At 62.5% G+C, this 17,104-nt stretch carries 13 protein-coding genes, 4 tRNA genes and 3 pseudogenes; 9 read left to right on the top strand and 11 right to left on the bottom strand.

The window, feature by feature from the left end; genetic code table 11:
* Window positions 1–173: 173 nt before the first annotated feature.
* The 3 genes from dusB to ACRDTL_RS06095 all read right to left on the bottom strand — a co-directional run bounded on the left by dusB (window position 174) and on the right by ACRDTL_RS06095 (window position 3,060).
* Entirely contained in the window at window positions 174–1,307 is a 1,134-nt protein-coding gene (gene dusB / locus ACRDTL_RS06105) for a tRNA dihydrouridine synthase DusB (protein ID WP_431505815.1), read from the bottom strand.
* A gap of 7 nt (window positions 1,308–1,314) precedes the next feature.
* On the bottom strand, window positions 1,315–2,328 hold the full coding sequence (locus tag ACRDTL_RS06100; protein WP_431505814.1) for an acyl-ACP desaturase: 1,014 nt from the start codon (window positions 2,326–2,328) through the stop codon (window positions 1,315–1,317).
* Window positions 2,329–2,478: 150 nt separating this feature from the next.
* The gene (locus ACRDTL_RS06095; RefSeq protein WP_431505813.1) at window positions 2,479–3,060 is read right to left on the bottom strand and encodes a TetR/AcrR family transcriptional regulator; all 582 of its coding nucleotides are present in this window, start codon (window positions 3,058–3,060) and stop codon (window positions 2,479–2,481) included.
* Between the two features lie 70 nt (window positions 3,061–3,130).
* Between ACRDTL_RS06095 and ACRDTL_RS06090 the strand changes: the two genes are divergently transcribed.
* The gene (locus ACRDTL_RS06090) at window positions 3,131–4,147 is read left to right on the top strand and encodes an oxygenase MpaB family protein (protein ID WP_431505812.1); all 1,017 of its coding nucleotides are present in this window, start codon (window positions 3,131–3,133) and stop codon (window positions 4,145–4,147) included.
* Window positions 4,148–4,157: 10 nt separating this feature from the next.
* On the opposite strand, the gene ACRDTL_RS06085 is transcribed toward ACRDTL_RS06090, so the two are convergent.
* Both ACRDTL_RS06085 and ACRDTL_RS06080 read right to left on the bottom strand, forming a co-directional pair.
* Window positions 4,158–4,364: a zinc transporter Slc39a7 gene (locus tag ACRDTL_RS06085; protein WP_431505811.1), complete on the bottom strand. Its 207-nt coding sequence runs from the start codon at window positions 4,362–4,364 to the stop codon at window positions 4,158–4,160.
* Between the two features lie 2 nt (window positions 4,365–4,366).
* Window positions 4,367–4,747, bottom strand: coding sequence for an ArsR/SmtB family transcription factor (locus ACRDTL_RS06080; RefSeq protein ID WP_431505810.1), 381 nt, complete (start codon window positions 4,745–4,747; stop codon window positions 4,367–4,369).
* A gap of 112 nt (window positions 4,748–4,859) precedes the next feature.
* Between ACRDTL_RS06080 and ACRDTL_RS06075 the strand changes: the two genes are divergently transcribed.
* On the top strand, window positions 4,860–5,753 hold the full coding sequence (locus tag ACRDTL_RS06075; RefSeq protein ID WP_431505809.1) for an SAM-dependent methyltransferase: 894 nt from the start codon (window positions 4,860–4,862) through the stop codon (window positions 5,751–5,753).
* Between the two features lie 11 nt (window positions 5,754–5,764).
* Here ACRDTL_RS06075 and ACRDTL_RS06070 read toward each other — a convergent pair.
* The 3 genes and pseudogenes from ACRDTL_RS06070 to ACRDTL_RS06060 all read right to left on the bottom strand — a co-directional run bounded on the left by ACRDTL_RS06070 (window position 5,765) and on the right by ACRDTL_RS06060 (window position 8,909).
* A pseudogene (locus ACRDTL_RS06070) lies at window positions 5,765–6,831 on the bottom strand (F420-dependent hydroxymycolic acid dehydrogenase).
* 481 nt (window positions 6,832–7,312) lie between these two features.
* A complete protein-coding gene (locus ACRDTL_RS06065; protein ID WP_431505808.1) occupies window positions 7,313–8,236 on the bottom strand; it encodes a hypothetical protein in 924 nt (307 codons plus the stop codon).
* 85 nt (window positions 8,237–8,321) lie between these two features.
* A complete protein-coding gene (locus tag ACRDTL_RS06060; RefSeq protein WP_431505807.1) occupies window positions 8,322–8,909 on the bottom strand; it encodes a recombinase family protein in 588 nt (195 codons plus the stop codon).
* 346 nt (window positions 8,910–9,255) lie between these two features.
* Here ACRDTL_RS06060 and ACRDTL_RS06055 point away from each other — a divergent pair, with 346 nt between their 5' ends.
* The gene (locus ACRDTL_RS06055; RefSeq protein ID WP_431505806.1) at window positions 9,256–9,501 is read left to right on the top strand and encodes a hypothetical protein; all 246 of its coding nucleotides are present in this window, start codon (window positions 9,256–9,258) and stop codon (window positions 9,499–9,501) included.
* Window positions 9,502–9,527: 26 nt separating this feature from the next.
* Window positions 9,528–12,206, top strand: a complete 2,679-nt coding sequence (locus ACRDTL_RS06050) for a DNA methyltransferase (protein WP_431505805.1) — start codon at window positions 9,528–9,530, stop codon at window positions 12,204–12,206.
* A 654-nt stretch (window positions 12,207–12,860) separates the two neighbouring features.
* Here the strand turns inward: ACRDTL_RS06050 and ACRDTL_RS06045 are convergent.
* From ACRDTL_RS06045 to ACRDTL_RS06035, 3 genes are all read right to left on the bottom strand, one after another.
* Complete coding sequence (locus ACRDTL_RS06045; RefSeq protein ID WP_431505804.1) at window positions 12,861–13,052, bottom strand: helix-turn-helix domain-containing protein; 192 nt, start codon at window positions 13,050–13,052, stop codon at window positions 12,861–12,863.
* 261 nt (window positions 13,053–13,313) lie between these two features.
* Window positions 13,314–14,585, bottom strand: a complete 1,272-nt coding sequence (locus ACRDTL_RS06040) for a tyrosine-type recombinase/integrase (RefSeq protein ID WP_431505803.1) — start codon at window positions 14,583–14,585, stop codon at window positions 13,314–13,316.
* 92 nt (window positions 14,586–14,677) lie between these two features.
* Window positions 14,678–14,753: transfer RNA gene (locus ACRDTL_RS06035), tRNA-Lys, on the bottom strand.
* A 65-nt stretch (window positions 14,754–14,818) separates the two neighbouring features.
* Between ACRDTL_RS06035 and ACRDTL_RS06030 the strand changes: the two are divergent.
* The 5 genes and pseudogenes from ACRDTL_RS06030 to ACRDTL_RS06010 all read left to right on the top strand — a co-directional run.
* A pseudogene (locus tag ACRDTL_RS06030) lies at window positions 14,819–14,945 on the top strand (IS607 family transposase); the annotation flags it as partial.
* A gap of 44 nt (window positions 14,946–14,989) precedes the next feature.
* Window positions 14,990–16,641: pseudogene (gene tnpB, locus ACRDTL_RS06025) on the top strand (IS607 family element RNA-guided endonuclease TnpB).
* Between the two features lie 155 nt (window positions 16,642–16,796).
* Window positions 16,797–16,870: transfer RNA gene (locus ACRDTL_RS06020), tRNA-Glu, on the top strand.
* 34 nt (window positions 16,871–16,904) lie between these two features.
* Window positions 16,905–16,979: transfer RNA gene (locus ACRDTL_RS06015), tRNA-Asp, on the top strand.
* Window positions 16,980–17,008: 29 nt separating this feature from the next.
* Window positions 17,009–17,085 (top strand) — tRNA-Phe (locus ACRDTL_RS06010).
* The last annotated feature ends 19 nt before the right edge of the window (window positions 17,086–17,104 follow it).

Here is a 17,104-nt window from a genome sequence, read left to right as displayed (position 1 = left end):
CTGTACAGCCGTGCCGCGAGTGATGGCTCTGGTCTCGGCCACCGACGCATGATGCAACAAGATCCACATCGTATAGAGATAGAGCCGTATTCGCGATCTCGGGAGGGTCTCGACGGGGTCACGCAGTCCGACCCCCACTTCAGGTCGTTCCGACCCCGCATCGTCGCCGAACGCTAGCCGCCAGAGTGCATGACGTCGGCTCCGGACGGAACCGTGCAGTCGTCGCGGTCGGTGAGCCAGCCCTCCGGCAAAGCCACCCGGGCGGGTGATCCCTGCCGGCCGCGCGGCCCGCTGGCCACCTCCGGGAACGGAACCGCGGGTTCGAGCCGGTTCAGCAGAACGTCGAGTTCATCGAGTGTTTTGACCAGCGCCAACGCCCGCCGCAGCCCGGATCCGGCGGGGAAACCATGCAGGTACCAGCCGATGTGCTTGCGGATATCCCGCATGCCCTTCTCCTCGCCGAAATGGTCGGCCAGCAGCCTGGCGTGCCGGCGGATGACGTCGGCGACCCCACCAAGGGTCGGCGGGGTAGGCGGCGGGCTGCCGGTGAAGGCGGCCGACAGCTCGGCGAACAGCCATGGCCGGCCCAGGCAGCCCCGGCCGATCACGACCCCGTCGCAGCCGGTGACGGCCATCATGGTCAGCGCGTCGCTGGCGTCGAAGATGTCCCCGTTACCCAGCACCGGGATCGTTCGCACATGCTGCTTGAGCTGGGCGATCTGTGCCCAATCCGCGGCACCGGAGTAGCGCTGCGCCGCGGTGCGGGCATGCAGCGCGACCGCGGCCGCGCCCTCGGTTTCCGCGATGCGACCGGCGTCCAGGTGGGTGTGGTGGGCGTCGTCGATCCCGATCCGGAACTTGACGGTCACCGGGATGTCGGTGCCGTCGGTGGCGCACACGGCCGCCGCGACGATCTGGCCGAACAGCCGCCGCTTGAACGGCAGCGCCGCTCCGCCGCCGCGGCGGGTCACCTTGGGCACCGGGCAACCGAAGTTCATGTCGATGTGGTCGGCCAGGCCCTCGTCGGCGACCATCTTGACGGCCGCATACGTGGTCGCCGGGTCGACGGTGTAAAGCTGCAGCGAGCGCGGCGATTCGTCGGGAGAGAACGTCGTCATGTGCAGGGTGGCCGGGTGTCGCTCGACGAGGGCACGCGCGGTCACCATCTCGCAGACGTAGAGACCGCTGACCGTGCCGACCGTGGCTTGCTCCAGCTCGCGGCACAGCGTCCGGAAAGCGACGTTCGTCACCCCCGCCATCGGGGCCAGCACGACCGGGCTGGCGAGCGCGATCGGGCCGATGCGCAACGCCGGGCTACCGCCGGCTCATGCTCAGGGTGCCCGCGGTTTGATGCAGCTCGCGGGCGGTGGTCTTCACGCCCTTGCGGGCGTCCCGCTCGAGTTGGCGCTGCTTGGACACCTCGAACTTGTCGCACGCTTGCTCGAGTTCCTTCACCAGCACGGCAACGTCGTCGCGCAACTCGGCGGCCTCACCGGTGAAGTCGTCGCGCTCGAAGATGCGCCACTTCTTCAGCACCGGCATCACCACCTCGTCGAGGTGGATGCGCGGGTCATACACGCCGCCGACGGCGATCATCACGGCCTTGCGGCGAAACTCCGGCACCGAGAACCCGGGCATCTTGAAGTTGCGCAGAACGCGGTGCAACGAGTGCATCGCCTTGTTCGGTGCGATCTCGATGCCGGCTTCGCTGACGTCGCGGTAGAAGATCATGTGCAGGTTCTCGTCGTGCGAGATCTTGGCCAGCAGCTGATCGGCGATCGTCTCGTTGCACGCCTTGCCGGTGTTGCGGTGCGAAATGCGGGTGGCAAGCTCCTGGAACGTGACGTAGAGAATCGAGTCGAAGATGTTCTCGGCTAACAGGTCGCCCTGCTGGTTCTGGCCCGGGCTGAAGCCCCGGGTCACCACCTCGATGCGCAGCTTTTCCAACTCGACCGGGTCGACCGCGCGGGTCACCACCAAGTAGTCGCGTAGCGCGATCCCGTGGCGGTTTTCCTCGGCGGTCCAGCGGTTCACCCACTGGCCCCAGGCGCCGTCCATGCCGAAGCTCATCGCGATCTCGCGGTGATAGGACGGCAGATTGTCCTCGGTCATCAGGTTCTGGACCATCGCCACCTGCGCGACGTCGGAAAGCTGGGAGTGCTCGGGCTCCCAGTCCTGTCCGCCCAGCGCGTAGAAGTTCTTGCCATCCGACCACGGGATGTAGTCGTGCGGGTTCCAGGCCTTGTGCATGCTCAGATGCCGGTTGAGGTTCTTCTCGACGACCGGCTCGAGTTCACGCAACAGGTCCAAGTCTTGAGGGTCCGGCACAGCGCCTCCTCGGTATCTGTGTCTGTCGGTTCCAGTCAATATATCTGTGTACGTCAGTAGCATCAAGTTTGGCGCGCAGTCGTTGCCGAACAGACGCAAAAGCCCCCGACACGCCCGGGTAAAAAGGGGCTTTCGTGTCTGCTCACGCTACTAGGTTGTGGCCCGCGTCAGTAGCATGTCGACGCAGTAGTTGATGAACTGCTCACGGGTGGCCGCCAGCCGCCCGTCCAGGTAGGCGGTGAACAGCGCGGTCAAACCGCCGATCAGGCTGGTGGCCGCCATGTGCTGCAGCACCGGGTCGCTGATTCTGGTCAGCTTGCGCTGCAGCAGTTCGATGAAGCTGGGCATCCATTCCGCGCCGGAGCGGGTCAGCACCGGCTCGACCGCCGGGGCCAGCAGCAACACCCGTCCGCGAACAGGATCGTCGACCATCAGCGCGACAAATCGCTCGACGGCCTCGCGCGGCGTGGTCGCCGACATCAGCGTCGACATCGCCCGGGTGCACACGTCGTCGTAAACAGCGCGTACGAAGTCGTCGCGGTCGGTGAAGCTCTCGTAGAAGTAGCGCTCGGTCAACCCTGCCTCGCGGCACACCGCCCGCACGGTCACCGCCGGACCGCTCCGTTCGCCGAGCAGTTTCACGCCGGCGGCGACGAGTTTGTCCCGGCGCAGCGCCTGGCGATCCTCCAGCGGGACACCCGACCAGCGGCCCCGTCGTTGACCGGACGCCACAACACTCCTAAACTCGATAGTGACAACGCATGTAGTCAAACTGCGCTGACACGGACAGGAAACCACACCAGTGACTCAAGATACTTTCCGGGCGCGCCCGCTGACCAGCGAAGGCGGTCCCAATGCCGGGGTGGCGGCCGGCTGCCCGGTGTCGCCGCTGGGATATGACGGACCGCCGCAGCCGCTCGGTCCGGACTCCCTGACGTGGGAATACTTCGGCGATTGGCGCGGCATGCTGCAGGGTCCCTGGGCCGGTTCCATGCAGAACATGCACCCGCAGCTGGGCGCGGCGGTCGAAGATCACTCGACGTTCTTTCGGGAACGCTGGCCGCGGCTGTTGCGATCGCTGTATCCGATCGGCGGCGTCGTTTTCGACGGCGAGCGTGCCCCGACGACCGGTGCCGAGGTGCGCGACTATCACACCGACATCAAGGGCACCGATGCGCAGGGCCGCCGCTATCACGCGCTGAACCCCGACGTCTTCTATTGGGCGCACTCGACGTTCTTCGTCGGCACCTTGCATGTCGCCGAACGGTTCTGCGGCGGAATCACCGAAGCCGAGAAGCGACAGCTGTTCGACGAACACCTCCAGTGGTACCGGATGTACGGCATGAGCATGCGGCCAGTGCCCAAGAGCTGGGAAGAGTTTCAAGTCTATTGGGACCGCATGTGTCGCGAGGTGCTCGAGAACAACTTTGCTGCCCGCGAGGTGCTCAACTTGACGGAGTTACCGAAACCACCTTTTGCGCAACGGCTTCCAGATTGGTTGTGGAACGTGCAGCGCAAGCTGATGGCGCCGTTCTTCGTATGGGTGACCGTCGGTCTCTACGACCCGCCGGTGCGCGAGCTGATGGGCTACACCTGGTCAAAGCGCGACGAGTGGCTACACCGGCGGTTCGGCGACCTGGTGCGGGTGGTGTTCGCCTGCGTGCCGCCGCGCTACCGCAAACATCCGCGGGCGCGCGCCGGTGTGGATCGGGCCGTCGGCCGGATTCCGGCCGATGCCCCGCTGGTGCACACACCGGCACGCAACCTGCCGCCGGCCGACGAGCGCGGCAACCCAACGCACTACTGCCCCAAGGTGTGACGCACAGCCCTCAGTGGGCGTGGTTGTGCTTTTCCTCCAGCCCGGACTGATGCACGTGGGCGTGCGTGTGTTCGGTTCCGTCGTCGTGGGTGTGGGGGTGTTCGTGCTCGACGTGTTCGTGCTCGTGCGCGGTGTGCGGGTGTGTGTGCGTGACGCCGCCGTGCTCATGCTCGTGCGAATGCGGCGCTTCGTGGGTGTGTTCTTCGTGTTGCGACATGGTCATCCTTTTCTGTATTGGGCGGCGACGCGCAATCCGTCGTCGACGCGGTGATGCGGTGGAACCCCGGGACCGGCGTGCTCGGCGTTGAACACCGCATCCATGACGAGCTGGCGCACGTGGTTGTTCTCCAGGCTGTAGAAGATGGTGGTTCCTTCGCGGCGGGTGCGCACCAGGCGTGCCATCCGCAGCTTCGCCAGGTGCTGGGAAACCGACGGCGCCGGCTTCCCCACATGCTCGGCGAGTTCGTTGACCGACATCTCGCGATCGGCGAGCGACCACAACACCTGGACGCGGGTGGCGTCGGCCAACATCCGGAACACCTCGACGACCAGGCTGACCTGGTCGTCCGGCAACCGGACATTCTCACTATCTGCATGCATACGCAGATACTAGCGCAAGGTCGGTCGCTGTCAAGGGGGCGACGTCTATCCACCGTCCCGGCTGATAAGTAGCTGATCTATATTATTGAAAAGCCGGGACGGAGGCAGTCGGATGCGCACCGAAAGCGATAGTTGGGATCTGGCGACGAGCGTCGGGGCGACGGCCACGATGGTCGCCGCACAGCGGGCGCTGGCGTCGGCGGCATCGTTGATCGACGACCCGTTCGCGGCGCCGCTGGTGCGTGCCGTCGGCATCGACGTCTACACCCGACTGGTGGACGGCAAGATTGCGGTCAAGGAGGACGCCGAGTTCGACCCGGACCGGATGGCCCGGGGCATGGCCGTGCGAACCCGGTTCTACGACCAGTTTTTCGTCGACGCCACACACAGCGGGATCCGTCAGGCGGTCATTCTCGCGGCCGGCCTCGATGCGCGGGCCTATCGCTTGTCGTGGCCAACCGGCACCGTGGTCTATGAGGTCGATATGCCGGAGGTCATCGAGTTCAAGACTTCGACGCTGCGCAAGCTCGGTGCCGAGCCGACGGCCGAGCGGCGCACGGTGGCCGTGGATCTGCGTGACGACTGGCCGGCGGCGCTTCGGGCGGCCGGGTTCGACCCGCACGAGGCGTCGGCGTGGAGCGCCGAGGGGCTGGTGGTCTACCTGCCGCCGGAGGCCCAGGACGCGCTGTTCGACAACATCACCGCACTGAGTGCTGCCCCCAGTCGGCTGGCTTCCGAATTCGTGCCGGACACAGCGATTTTCGCCGACGAGCGATGGCGCGCGCATCACGACCGGATGAGCGAGCTCGGATTTGACATCGACTTCAACGATCTGGTCTATCACTTCGAACGCAGCCACATCATCGAATACCTGGCCGGGCGTGGCTGGCAGGTGTCGCACCGCACAGTGGCGCAGTTGCACGCGGACAACGGTTTCGTGTACTCCGATGACGAGGTCGCCGCGGCGTTTGCCGACGTGACCTACCTCGACGCCGTACTGAGTTAGCCGGGCAGGCGTTAGTGCAGGTGCGGTAGGACGTTGGCGCGGTAGAAATCGATCGCGGCGATTGGGTCCTGCTGAGCAAAGTGCATAAACGGGGTCGCCCCGGCGTCGAGAACGGCCTGCACCGCTTTGATGTGGGTGGCGGGATCGGTGCCTGTCGTCCAGCCGTTGATCACCTTGTCCAGCGGGTTGGCCTGGGCCGCCTGTTGGATGGCGACGGGTTGGGCTGGTCGACGGCGCCGCCGGTGAACCGCCACAGCTCGACGCCGCGGTTGATCTCGGCCTGATCGCCGACGACGGCGAACATTTCGGCCCGCTTGCCCAGGGTGGCCGGATCGCGGCCGGAATCGTGCGCGCCCTGGTTGAACGCCGCCACCAGCTTTTGGTTCTTCATGCTGTCGGCTTCGGCGATCCCTCCGTCGCCGTACTGTCCGGCCAGGTGTGCGCTTTTCGGTCCGCCCGCGGCCACGAAGATCGGCGGCGGTGACGGCGGCAGGTCGTAGATTTTGAGCTGGTTGGTCTGAAAGTAGCGGCCGTAAAACGAGATTCGTTGACCGCTCCACAGTTGGCGGATGAGGTCGATGGCTTCGATCAAGCGGTCGTGACGTTCTTGGTACGGGCCGAATTGGGTGGTCGCGGCCTGCTCGTTGAGCCGCTCGCCGGTACCGACACCAAGGAAGACCCGGCCGGGGTAGAGCACCGCGAGCGAGGCGAACGCGTGCGCGACGGTCGTCGGGTGGTAGCGATAAATCGGACAGGTGACCCCGGTGCCGAACGGAACGTGACTGGTTCGTTGGCCCACCAACGCCAGGGTGATCCACGGGAACATCGAATGGCCCTCGTTGTCTTGCCACGGCTGAATGTGGTCGCTGGCCCACAGGTAGCGGAATCCGGCCTGCTCGGCTGCCTGCGCCTGGTCGACCAGCTGGCTCGTCGGGAACTGCTCGTGGGACAGCACAAAACCGACGCCCGGGCCCAACGGCGGCGGTGCGTTGGTCGGTTTCGGGCCACACGAAGCCAGCGCGGCGGCGCTCAGTCCCGCCGCGGCCAGCCCGAAGGAGCGTCGTGACATTCCAGTCATGCGCCGGGGGTACCCGAAGTGAGCGACGGCGCCAATGCCGCTGGGCCGAGTGACCATCAAGGATGAGCCGAATTCATACAGCTGCGGTGCCCCCACCAGGGATCGAACCTGGGACCTGCGGATTAAAAGAGCGTCTTACCTGAGGCTATGTTATTAGCGGCAGCTTGTGACTTTTCGTGGCTATTGAGTATAAACGGCTGCGCGGCAACATGTCTCAATAATGACCGATAGCGACCAAACGTAGCTGTCGACTGGTGTTCTGCGGACCACCTGCGGACTGGAGCTGGCTGAATCAGCGGGAATGCGCGGCGAGAGATAAGGCGCTGGCTGTTCGAGGCGTCGCGGCGACGATGACAGGGGTCACCCCCCACGGTCTTCCGCCAGCGCACATCGCCGCACCCGGCATCGCCGCGACTGCCGTGTTGAGCGGGTAAGGCGTGCACTCGGTTGATGCCGTTAAAGTTGGGAGCGCCATTCTGACTCAGGTATACAGCAGAGCCCATTCGTCGATCGTTGGTTGAAGCCGCGTTGGGTAGAGACGCTTTCGCGCGCTCCGAGGCTCACGCCGCTGCGCCTGTATTTCATAGAGCGCCACGGCGCACTCGGCCATCCCGACCGCTGCGGCGAGGCCATCAGCAACCATCCGAAACGTCTCCAACTCGCCCGCCTGGACATAATCCATTGCCCACTTGAAGCCATGCAGGACGCCGGAAGCGAGCGTGTAGGTGCGTGAGGCGCCGTGGGCGAACCCGTTGGCGTACAACTCCCGATCATGTGCGGGCGGATGCTGGTCAATCCATTTTCCGGCCTCGGTGGGAAAGTCTGAGGCGTTCGGTGGCCGCTTTTTTGGATGGTTTTCTAACATCTTGAGGCGCCCGTTGAACAGCCGGACGTGCTCTTCGAAATCCGCGTAGATCGGCTCGCTCTGGCGCTCGGGCTGCTTTTCGAACCACTTGCGCTCTGCGGCATGAAAGCTCTTCTGGGCGGACAACTCCGCCTGTGTGAAGCCGACGCACCGTGCTCGCCGGTCAGCGCGTGCGGGTGGGCACAGAAGCCAGACCGTGATCGCAGAGGACTCAAGTGCCGATCTACACAGCGTGAGTAGCGCCGCTATGTGTGCGTTCCTGGATGTAGGTCTGCTTTCGATTAGTTCAGCGGCTGCCGCGAGGCTGTCGGTCGCGTTCATGATCGGAAACGCCGCTGTGATGTGCACTAGACCGCCGACCTCTGTCATGAACCCGTCATCGTCGAGGATCAGGCTGCTGCCCGGATCGGGCGGCGGGTGTCGCAGCCCCCATTCCTTCAGATCGGCCGCTCGCTTCGCGCGTTCATCGGTTCGCTTCAGCACACCCGCCTTTGCGGCCAGCGACAATAATGCGGCCCGACGGTCCGACTGACCACTCATTACTCCGTCCGGCTCCCGATTGATATGGCTGGCTATCGCTGTTATGCCACAGCATCGCATCCAACCTTGCTGCGGTGCAGCCGAATTACCCGGCGAGCACCCGGTACACAGTCGCGCGGCTGACTCCGAGGGTCGTGGCGATGACGCTGGCCGGCTCTCCGCTTGCATGCATCCGGCGCGCCAGGTCTGCCTTATCAGCGTCGAGTGCCTTAGGTCGTCCGACGTGCTGACCGCGAGCGCGACGCGCTTCGCGGGCAGCCGATCGACGCTCACGGCCTAACTCAAGTTCCAACTCAGCGAGACTAGCGAGCACTCCGGCGATCATCCGGCCAGTGGCGTTCGCGGTGTCGATTCCCTCACGCAGCGACCGAAGCACGATATTGCGCTGGCCAAGTTCCCTAATGGTCGTCATAACCTCCGCAGCGTTCCGCCCGAGCCGGTCGATGCCAACGACCACAATTGCGTCACCAGGCCGCGCATAGTCCAGGAGGGCGGCAAGGCCGGGCCGCTGCTCGCGGGTCGAGGTCCCCGAGAGCTTGTCTGTGTAAACGCGGGCCGGATCAAGACCGGCAGCGGTGAGCGCGTCAAGCTGCTGGTCTAGCAACTGGTGGTCGGTACTGACGCGGGCGTATCCGAGCTGAACGCTGGCGGTGGTGGCTGCGGTGGAAGACATGCCATCATCGTGTCTCAAAACTCTCACAATGTCAAGATATGAGACGACTATTTTGAGGCAACTTCTGAGACAGTACGACATGGGACTTTGGGAAACACGGGATCATCCGGTAATGGCGTCTCAGTTCTTTAGTTTTGCGACACCGACTCACTCATACGAGCCGAACGGATCCAGCCATCTTGTCAGGGCAACGACGCCACCAGACCACGCCAGCACGTAAGTAGGGCCATTAGGTGCCGAGCTGCTTGGGGCTAACGCCGACCCGCTGCGAGGCCAGTTCCGACAATCATGCACAACACCCACCGGCGCGACTGGACGACGCGCGACTAGACGTTAGGCTCAGTTCATGCCCGATCCTCGTGGACAAGAGCAGCGCAATCACGAGCGAGCGATGTCAGAGGTCGCCGACGTGATGGCCAATCTCGACCACACAATCGCGCGCGCAGTCAAGGCTCGGAAGAAACTTGGCGAGACCGTAGAGGAACACAACGCGAAGCTTGCCATCGAGGATGCGCTGGCATTGCTGCGGAAAGTCCGGACGCGACTTGAACGCGACACTTTCTTCTGTGGCGACAAACTACGGCTCGTCTGATCGCTTGCTGACTACGCTCGGCTGACATGCGGAGTGGCGAGGAAATCCAGAAGGCTCTGACCAAGTTCGTCAGGCAATGGGTCGGCTACAGCGGGTCAGAGAAAGCCGAAGCGCAAACCTTCCTCAACCAGTTGTTCGACTGCTACGGCACTGACAGGTTAGCCGTAGGAGCCAAGTTCGAGTTCTTCAAGTCATCCGCTGGTTTCATGGATTTGCATTGGCCAACTGTCTGCATAATCGAGATGAAGGCGCCTACGAAAACCGTAGAGAGCGCGCGTCAGCAGGTTAAGGACTATTGGGAAGAATCCGCAGACGAGGATACGGACACGCCGGCGGCTCGATATGTTGTGACTTGCAATTTCAACAGATTTGAGGTCTGGGAGCCGGGCCGATTTCCAAAGTCTCCACGCGTTTCATTTACACTCGAAGAATTGCCCAGCCGTTACGAGCATTTGCTGTTTTTAACTGGTCCTGAGCAACTACCAAGTTTCCTGGTTCACAACAAGACGCTGACTGCGGATGCAGCTAAAATCATAGGGGACCTCTATGAATCGCTGACTGACCGAGCGGCTGCGCCTGCCGATGACACTATCCGATTCACTATGCAGGCGGTGTGGACGATGTTCGCGGAAGATCTTGGATTACTCCATGGATCACCATTTCAAAAGACCATCGCTACATTGAAAGGTAAACCTTCCGAATCGGCTGCGAAGATTGGTTTCTTATTTCGCCTTCTGAATCAAAAGGGAAATCAGAACCGAAGCGGCGACTTTTCCGGAACCGCATACGTCAACGGTGATCTGTTTGCAAGGCCCGCCGAGATCGGACTAAACGATGAGGAAATCGCACTACTGGCGTCGGCGGCTGAATATGACTGGTCAAAAATAGAACCAACGATCTTTGGCTCTTTGTTGGAACGAGTGATCTCGGGCAAATTAGGCGCTCACTACACGCATGAAGCCGACATCATGAAGATTGTGGGGCCTACGATCATACGGCCTTGGCAGGAGCAGATTGATGCTGCGGCGACACCAGTCGAGGCGAAGGCCGTGCTTGATGAGCTGACCAGATTTCGCGTACTTGACCCCGCATGTGGCTGCGGGAACTTCTTGTACGTTGCCTACCGTGAACTGCGTCAGCTTGAGGCCAACGCGAAACAACGGATGTTTGACCTGGCGGCGTCGACAGGGCTTCCTGTACCGAGCGGCAAACTGCCGTACGTTCCCTTGACGAACTTCTACGGAATCGACGTCGAACCACGAGCAGTTCTGCTTGCTCGCGTGACGTTATGGATGGGCCATCGACAAATGATCGACCGATTTGGCGAGACGGAAGCGCCGCTTCCCCTTGTTTCATTGGCTGGCGTATCCGTGGGTGACGCCCTTCGGGTAACCTGGCCGGAGGTGGACTGTATAATCGGAAATCCACCGTTTCTCGGCTCGCAGATCCTGCGAAGGAAATTAGGTGATGATTACGTCGAATGGCTCAGTAACCATTTCGGTGTCGGGGTAAAGGAACTTTGCACATATTGGTTCCGTATAGCCCACGACCACTTACATGAGGGCCAGCGCGCAGGACTTGTCGGAACAAATTCTATTGCGCAAGTCAAGGGGCGTTCGGTCTCACTCGACTATGTTGCAGGAACGGGTACGATCACAGACGCAGTTTCTAGTCAGAAGTGGCCGGGCGAGGCAAAAGTTCATGTCGCAATCGTCAATTGGACTAAAGGAAGCGCCGAAGGCCCGTTTATTCTTGACGGTCAAGAAGTATTATCGATCAATTCTTCCCTTCGAGCTGGCACGGAATGGTCTCCGAGGGCCCTCCCTGCGAATGCGGGAAAATGCTCGCAGGGTGTAATTCGGGGAGCGGATGGCTTTAACATATTGGAATCCGCCGCGAGAAAGCTATTAGCGGAAGAGCAGAAATACAGCGACGTGGTCAAAAGGCTTGTATCCTCGGATGACCTTGCTGACGACATTCACCAAGCACCATCGCGATGGGTTATCGACTTCGCTGATCTTCCGCTTGAAGATGCAAAGAAGTACACAAAGGCGTACCAAGCCATCGAATTGACTGTTAAAGAAGAACGGGCGAGTGTACCGCGCTGGTGGCAGTTCCATCGCCCGCGCATGCAGTTCAGGGCTGCGCTGTCTCCACTATCTAGATATATCGCCATTGGCCGTCATGGAAAGCGCCTCATTGCCGCGTGGCAAGAGCCTGACGTGCTGCCCAGTGATGCGATCAACGCCGTGGCACTTGACGACGATTTTTCGATGGGAGTGATCAGTTCAGCAACCCACACCGCTTGGGCCTGGCAGCACTCGTCAACCATCAAGGCCGACTTGCGCTACACGCCGACGACGGTTTGGGCGACGTTTCCATGGCCTGATCCGTCACCCGCGCAGATTGAGGCTGTGGCCGTTGCAAGTAGGAAGTTGCTGTCTCTGCGTACAAGCTATTGCGAGGCGGAATCGATGGGGCTGACGGAAATCTACAACATCATGGACGACGGGGGGTTCGTCGACCTTGCGAAGGCCCATCGGCAGCTAGATGTAGCGGCGGCAGACTGCTATGGCTGGTCCGCCGAGGTGGCGCAAGACATTGACGCCCTTCGTGGCTTTCTATTGGACCTGAACCGAACGATCAGCGAGAACCCATCACAGTACAAACCGCCGTGGTCGGGTTCGGTTATCGATCTTTCGTGATCTATTTCGCTGATTGATTCGATTTTAAGCCGTTCCGGTGTTGCTACTCAGGCTGCTCACGATTGTGTGAAAGGCGTGAAGGTCAAATGGCGAGACTTCTTTTTGCCTCTGCCTCCTTATAGATAGATCAAGAGAAGGCGAACAAAACTGCTGGTCAAACGCTTGTGGGTGGGCGCTCAATACCCACCTGGTAGGTACTAACCACCCACGAAAGGCCCGAAGGTGGGTAGTTAGCACCCACGAAGCCGCCTATGAGACCGCAGACAGGTGCCACATCTTCCCGCGCTTTTGTGCGCTTTTGCGCTCGTGCACCGGGCAAGGTTTGGATTCATCTCCATGGGGTCCGGAAATATCGTGACTAGGAACGACGAGACATACGTTGCACGATGGTTCGGCCAGCCAACCATATTTGACGGCGACAGCGATGGCATCGCGGATGGTTGCGGAGTCTCGCCTTTTGAACGGCTGCCCGGCCTTTGTCGGTGTACCCAAGATCCAGCAGAGTTCACCACGTTGAAAAGTGGCGTGCCCATTCGCCTCGTGGCGCGCGTATGCGAGGCTGGCGACCCTGGCCCACAATGGCGCGTTGGTATTGGCTGCGCGCCTTTCCCAGCCGATTTGATAATGTCTAGTCCATGTGTTGTGACTACCCATCTACCGGGCACCACCTTCGGGTTGGAATTGAGCGTCAAGCCACGCCTCAGCTTCGGAACGGCGCACCATTACACGCCGGCCAATGCGAGCGTATGTCGGCCCGTAGCCGTTCTGGCGCCAGTAACGCACCGTGTTGATAGGTGTGTGTACCATTGCCGCGAATTGCTCAAGCGTGAGCAGATCAGAAGACATGCAAATAACCCCTCGGAGTTGTGCGCAGCGTGTACCGCGCAGCCTTAACGGTTTCGCGACTGGTGCAGCGGTTGCCGCTTGTCGCACTGGACGCGCGTGTGGTTTTACTTGGCCTAAAGCCGGTTTAACTCACGAGGGTTTCGTTGCTGTCCGCGTCCACTAGTTGATGACTGTAGGTGAACGTGTGTTCGATTATCTAGCGTGGCGCCGCGCCGTGTCGTGTGAGGTAGGTCTCACTCGGGCGAGGCCGAGGTACTCCCATTAGGTTGTCGACGCGGCGGCACGAGCTGCGCTGTCCATCGCCGCTGCGAGGTTGTCGAAATCATCAGGCAGCATGTGGCTGTAGACGTTCATCGTCGTAATGGGCGACTGGTGGCCTAACAGCTTTTGAACGGTCACTACCGATGCACCCGACGCCAGCGCAAGGGAACCAGCGGTGTGCCGCAAGGTATGTGGGGTTACGCCGGTCAGCCCCACCGATGCACAGGCTCTATCGAGTCTCAGGGCGAACCAGTCGCGGGGAATCCAGCTCCCGTCGTGGTGCGGGAATGCCAATTCGGCGGGCGACCGGCCTTTGATCTCAGCTGCAACCAAGTCCATCACAAACGCGGGCAAGGGAACGGCCCGAGTTTGGTTAGTCTTGGTGGCTCCCTCCACCATTCCCAGCTTGGTAACGGCGGTAACCGACCGCGACACCTTCACCCGGCGTCGGGTCACGTCCACATCGCCCACCCTTAGTGCGGCAATCTCCCCGTACCGGAGCCCCCCGTATCCCAACACATAGATCATGGTCCGCAGCTCTCCGCTGGCGTCGGCAAGCTGGCGCACCTGGTCATGCGTCAACGCCGATTTCTCGGGAGTGTTCTTGCGGGGGAGCTGCACATCATCAGCGGGATTCAGGCTGATGTAACGCGCCCGTACGGCGTAGCGGAGCACCTGGTCTATCACCTGATATGCCTGAACCACTCGTGCCGCTGACAAGCCTTGGAGTTCGGCATCATCCGGTTGGCTGGTTGCCTTACGTTGGCGTGCGGTGGCGTCGGTGGCGAGATTGTGTACCCACGCCTGTACGTCGGCATGGGTGATGTCCCGTAGTCGCGTATCACCCCAGCGGGGGAGGACCACCACATCGAGCAGTGAGCGATACCCCGCGCGCGTCTTGGGCTTAAGGCCGCTCTTGGAGTCAAACCACGGCTCTGCGACCGTGGCGAACGTGATGGCTCCGCGCTTGGGGTCGGCGTAGGTTCCGGTGGTCAATGCGGCGGTCACGTCGGTGATGTGATGCTGGGCGGCGGCCTTGCGGTCGAACGCCTTGGAGCGTTCCTGTCCGTCGTGGTCCACCCACCGCGCCAGCCACCGCCGGCCTTGGCCGTGGCGGGCGGTGGTCACCAGCGTGCAGGGTGTGCCGTGTTTTGGATCGGTGCACCACGAACCGGCACCGGAGTCGTCGGCGGGGTATTGCACCTGTTCGTGCTTGCCGGGTAGCCGGTGCCAGCGGTCCTCTACACCTGCGCGTGAGCTGCGCCTTTGCATGACCACAGCCTACCACCTGCGGACCAACTGCGGACCAGGATGCGAGCTGAAATTCCTAGGCGGCCTAGATACAGCGATTGAACTGGCATTTCTGGTGCCCCCACCAGGGATCGAACCTGGGACCTGCGGATTAAAAGTCCGTAGCTCTACCAACTGAGCTATAGGGGCGCGACGCGCTGACGAGTTTATGCGGGGCGACTGGACACCTTTTGAACGACCCACGAGTTTACGGCCTCGGTGAGGGGCAGGTGGTGTGCGAGGTCGGATCCGGGCTGAATGGTACGCGGCCCAAGCCAGCGCGGGGTCTTGTCACACCCGGATGTGAGGGTGATTGTCGTGGAGCATCAGGATCGGTTGGCGATGCGCGCGCTGAGGGCGGCCCAGCGTGATCGGGGTGCGGCGTCGTGATCGTCAGGATGCGCACCGGTAAGCAGGCCGCGAGGGTGGCCGCATTGACCGGTGGTGTGCGGCTTCCCGGTAAACCCAAACCGGATGGGACACCGACGGTGTCCCGATATCTCGATGTCGGCCCGGATTTTGAAGTGCACCGGGCGGTGGTGGAGTCGGTGTCGGTGCTGTTCGACCTGTACGACGGGGACGGCGATGGTTATGCGGGGAGCAGTTCGCCGGGTCAGCGGCTGCCCACCGGGTGGCTGGTGACGGCGGCCAAGTTCGAAGTCGACTGGCCCGCCGAGCCGGATCGGGCGGCGCTGGTGCGCTCGCATTTCGGGGCCCGCCGGTTCGCGTTCAATTGGGGCCTGGCCCTGGTGAAGGCCGACCTGGACGCGAAAACCGCGGATCCGGGCCACGAGTCGCTGGACTGGCATCTGGGCTCGTTGCGGTGGGCGTGGAACCGGGCCAAATCCGAGATCGCCCCGTGGTGGGCCGCCAATTCCAAGGAGTGTTACTCGTCGGGATTGGCTGATCTGGCCCAAGGCCTGGCCAATTGGAAGGCCAGTAAGAACGGCACCCGCAAGGGCCGCCAGGTGGGCTTTCCGCGTTTCAAATCCGCGCGCCGCGATGCGGGCCGGGTGCGGTTCAGCACTGGGGTGATGCGGGTGGAGGATGATCGGCGCACCATCACCGTGCCGGTGATCGGGTCACTGCGGTCGAAGGAGAACACCCGCCGAGTGCAGCGTCACCTCGCGGGTGGGCGCGCACAAATCCTGAATATGACGTTGTCGCAGCAGTGGGGCCGGTTGTTCGTCGCGGTCTGCTACGCGCTGCGCACCCCGACCACACTGTCGGCGGTGACCTCGCACGCGGTGCGCGCGGGTGTCGATCTGGGGCTGCGGACCCTGGCCACAGTAGCCGCGTTGGACACCGTCACCGGTGAGCAGACCATCATCGAATACCCCAATCCGGCGCCGCTGAGAGCAACACTGGTAGCCCGGCGGCGCGCCGGTCGACAACTTTCTCGCCGCGTTCCCGGATCGTGCGGCCATCGGGCAGCGAAAGCCAAGCTGTCCCGGCTGGATCGCCGGTGTGTGCATCTGCGGCGGGAAGCCGTTCACCAGCTCACCACCGAGCTGGCGGGCGCCTATGGCCAGGTCGTGATCGAAGACCTCGACGTGGCCGCCATGAAACGCAGTATGGGTCGGCGGGCGTTTCGCCGGTCGGTCGCTGATGCCGCGATGGGTCTGGTCAAGCCGCAATTGGCGTACAAGACCACCCGCCGCGGCGGCGAGTTGATCGTGGCGGATCGCTGGTTTGCCTCCAGCCAGATCCACCATGGCTGCAGCCAGCCGGACGGCACACCGTGCCGGCTGGTCGGCACGGGTCGCATCGACAAGCACCTGGTGTGCCCACACACCGGTGAAGTCGTTGACCGCGACCGCAACGCTGCGCTTAACCTCCGTGACTGGCCGGATTACGCTAGTTGTGGTCCAGTCGGGACCACGGCCCCATCGGTACCCGGGCCAACCACACAGGTTGGTACAGGCCATGGCGCGGACGCCGGATCATTCGGCGCCGGCGGAGCTCCCAGAAGTCCTCACCCTGTGAGGCCGGAAGCGGCGAGGCCAGAAACAAAACTCCGCAAGGGGGAGCCGCGTGAGTGTGCCACTAAAACACACCCAACGGCAACGGCGCGACGCACAGGATACTGTTCCGGGCGATGGAGGTCGTTTGAGGATTGGGTCCACGGTGACCTAAGCTGGCTTGGCTCACAACGTATCCATGTTGCGAGTACCCCGGAGAGATTCGGTTCTGGCCCCCTTCGTCTAGACGGCCTAGGACGCCGCCCTTTCAAGGCGGTAACGCGGGTTCGAATCCCGTAGGGGGTACCGCGACGCGCGAGCGGAGCACACAACACAACAAGGCCCTGTGGCGCAGTTGGTTTAGCGCGCCGCCCTGTCACGGCGGAGGTCGCGGGTTCGAGTCCCGTCAGGGTCGCCGTCGCGGCGAGGCACGCGGTGCCTTCCGGCCAGGTAGCTCAGTCGGCATGAGCGTCCGCCTGAAAAGCGGAAGGTCGGCGGTTCGATCCCGCCCCTGGCCACCAGGTCAGCGGCTGTTTTGGC

It is taken from the genome of Mycobacterium sp. (assembly GCF_050700595.1).
In the GTDB taxonomy this organism is placed as follows: Bacteria; Actinomycetota; Actinomycetes; order Mycobacteriales; family Mycobacteriaceae; genus Mycobacterium.
This window is presented reverse-complemented; position numbering and strand designations above follow the sequence as displayed.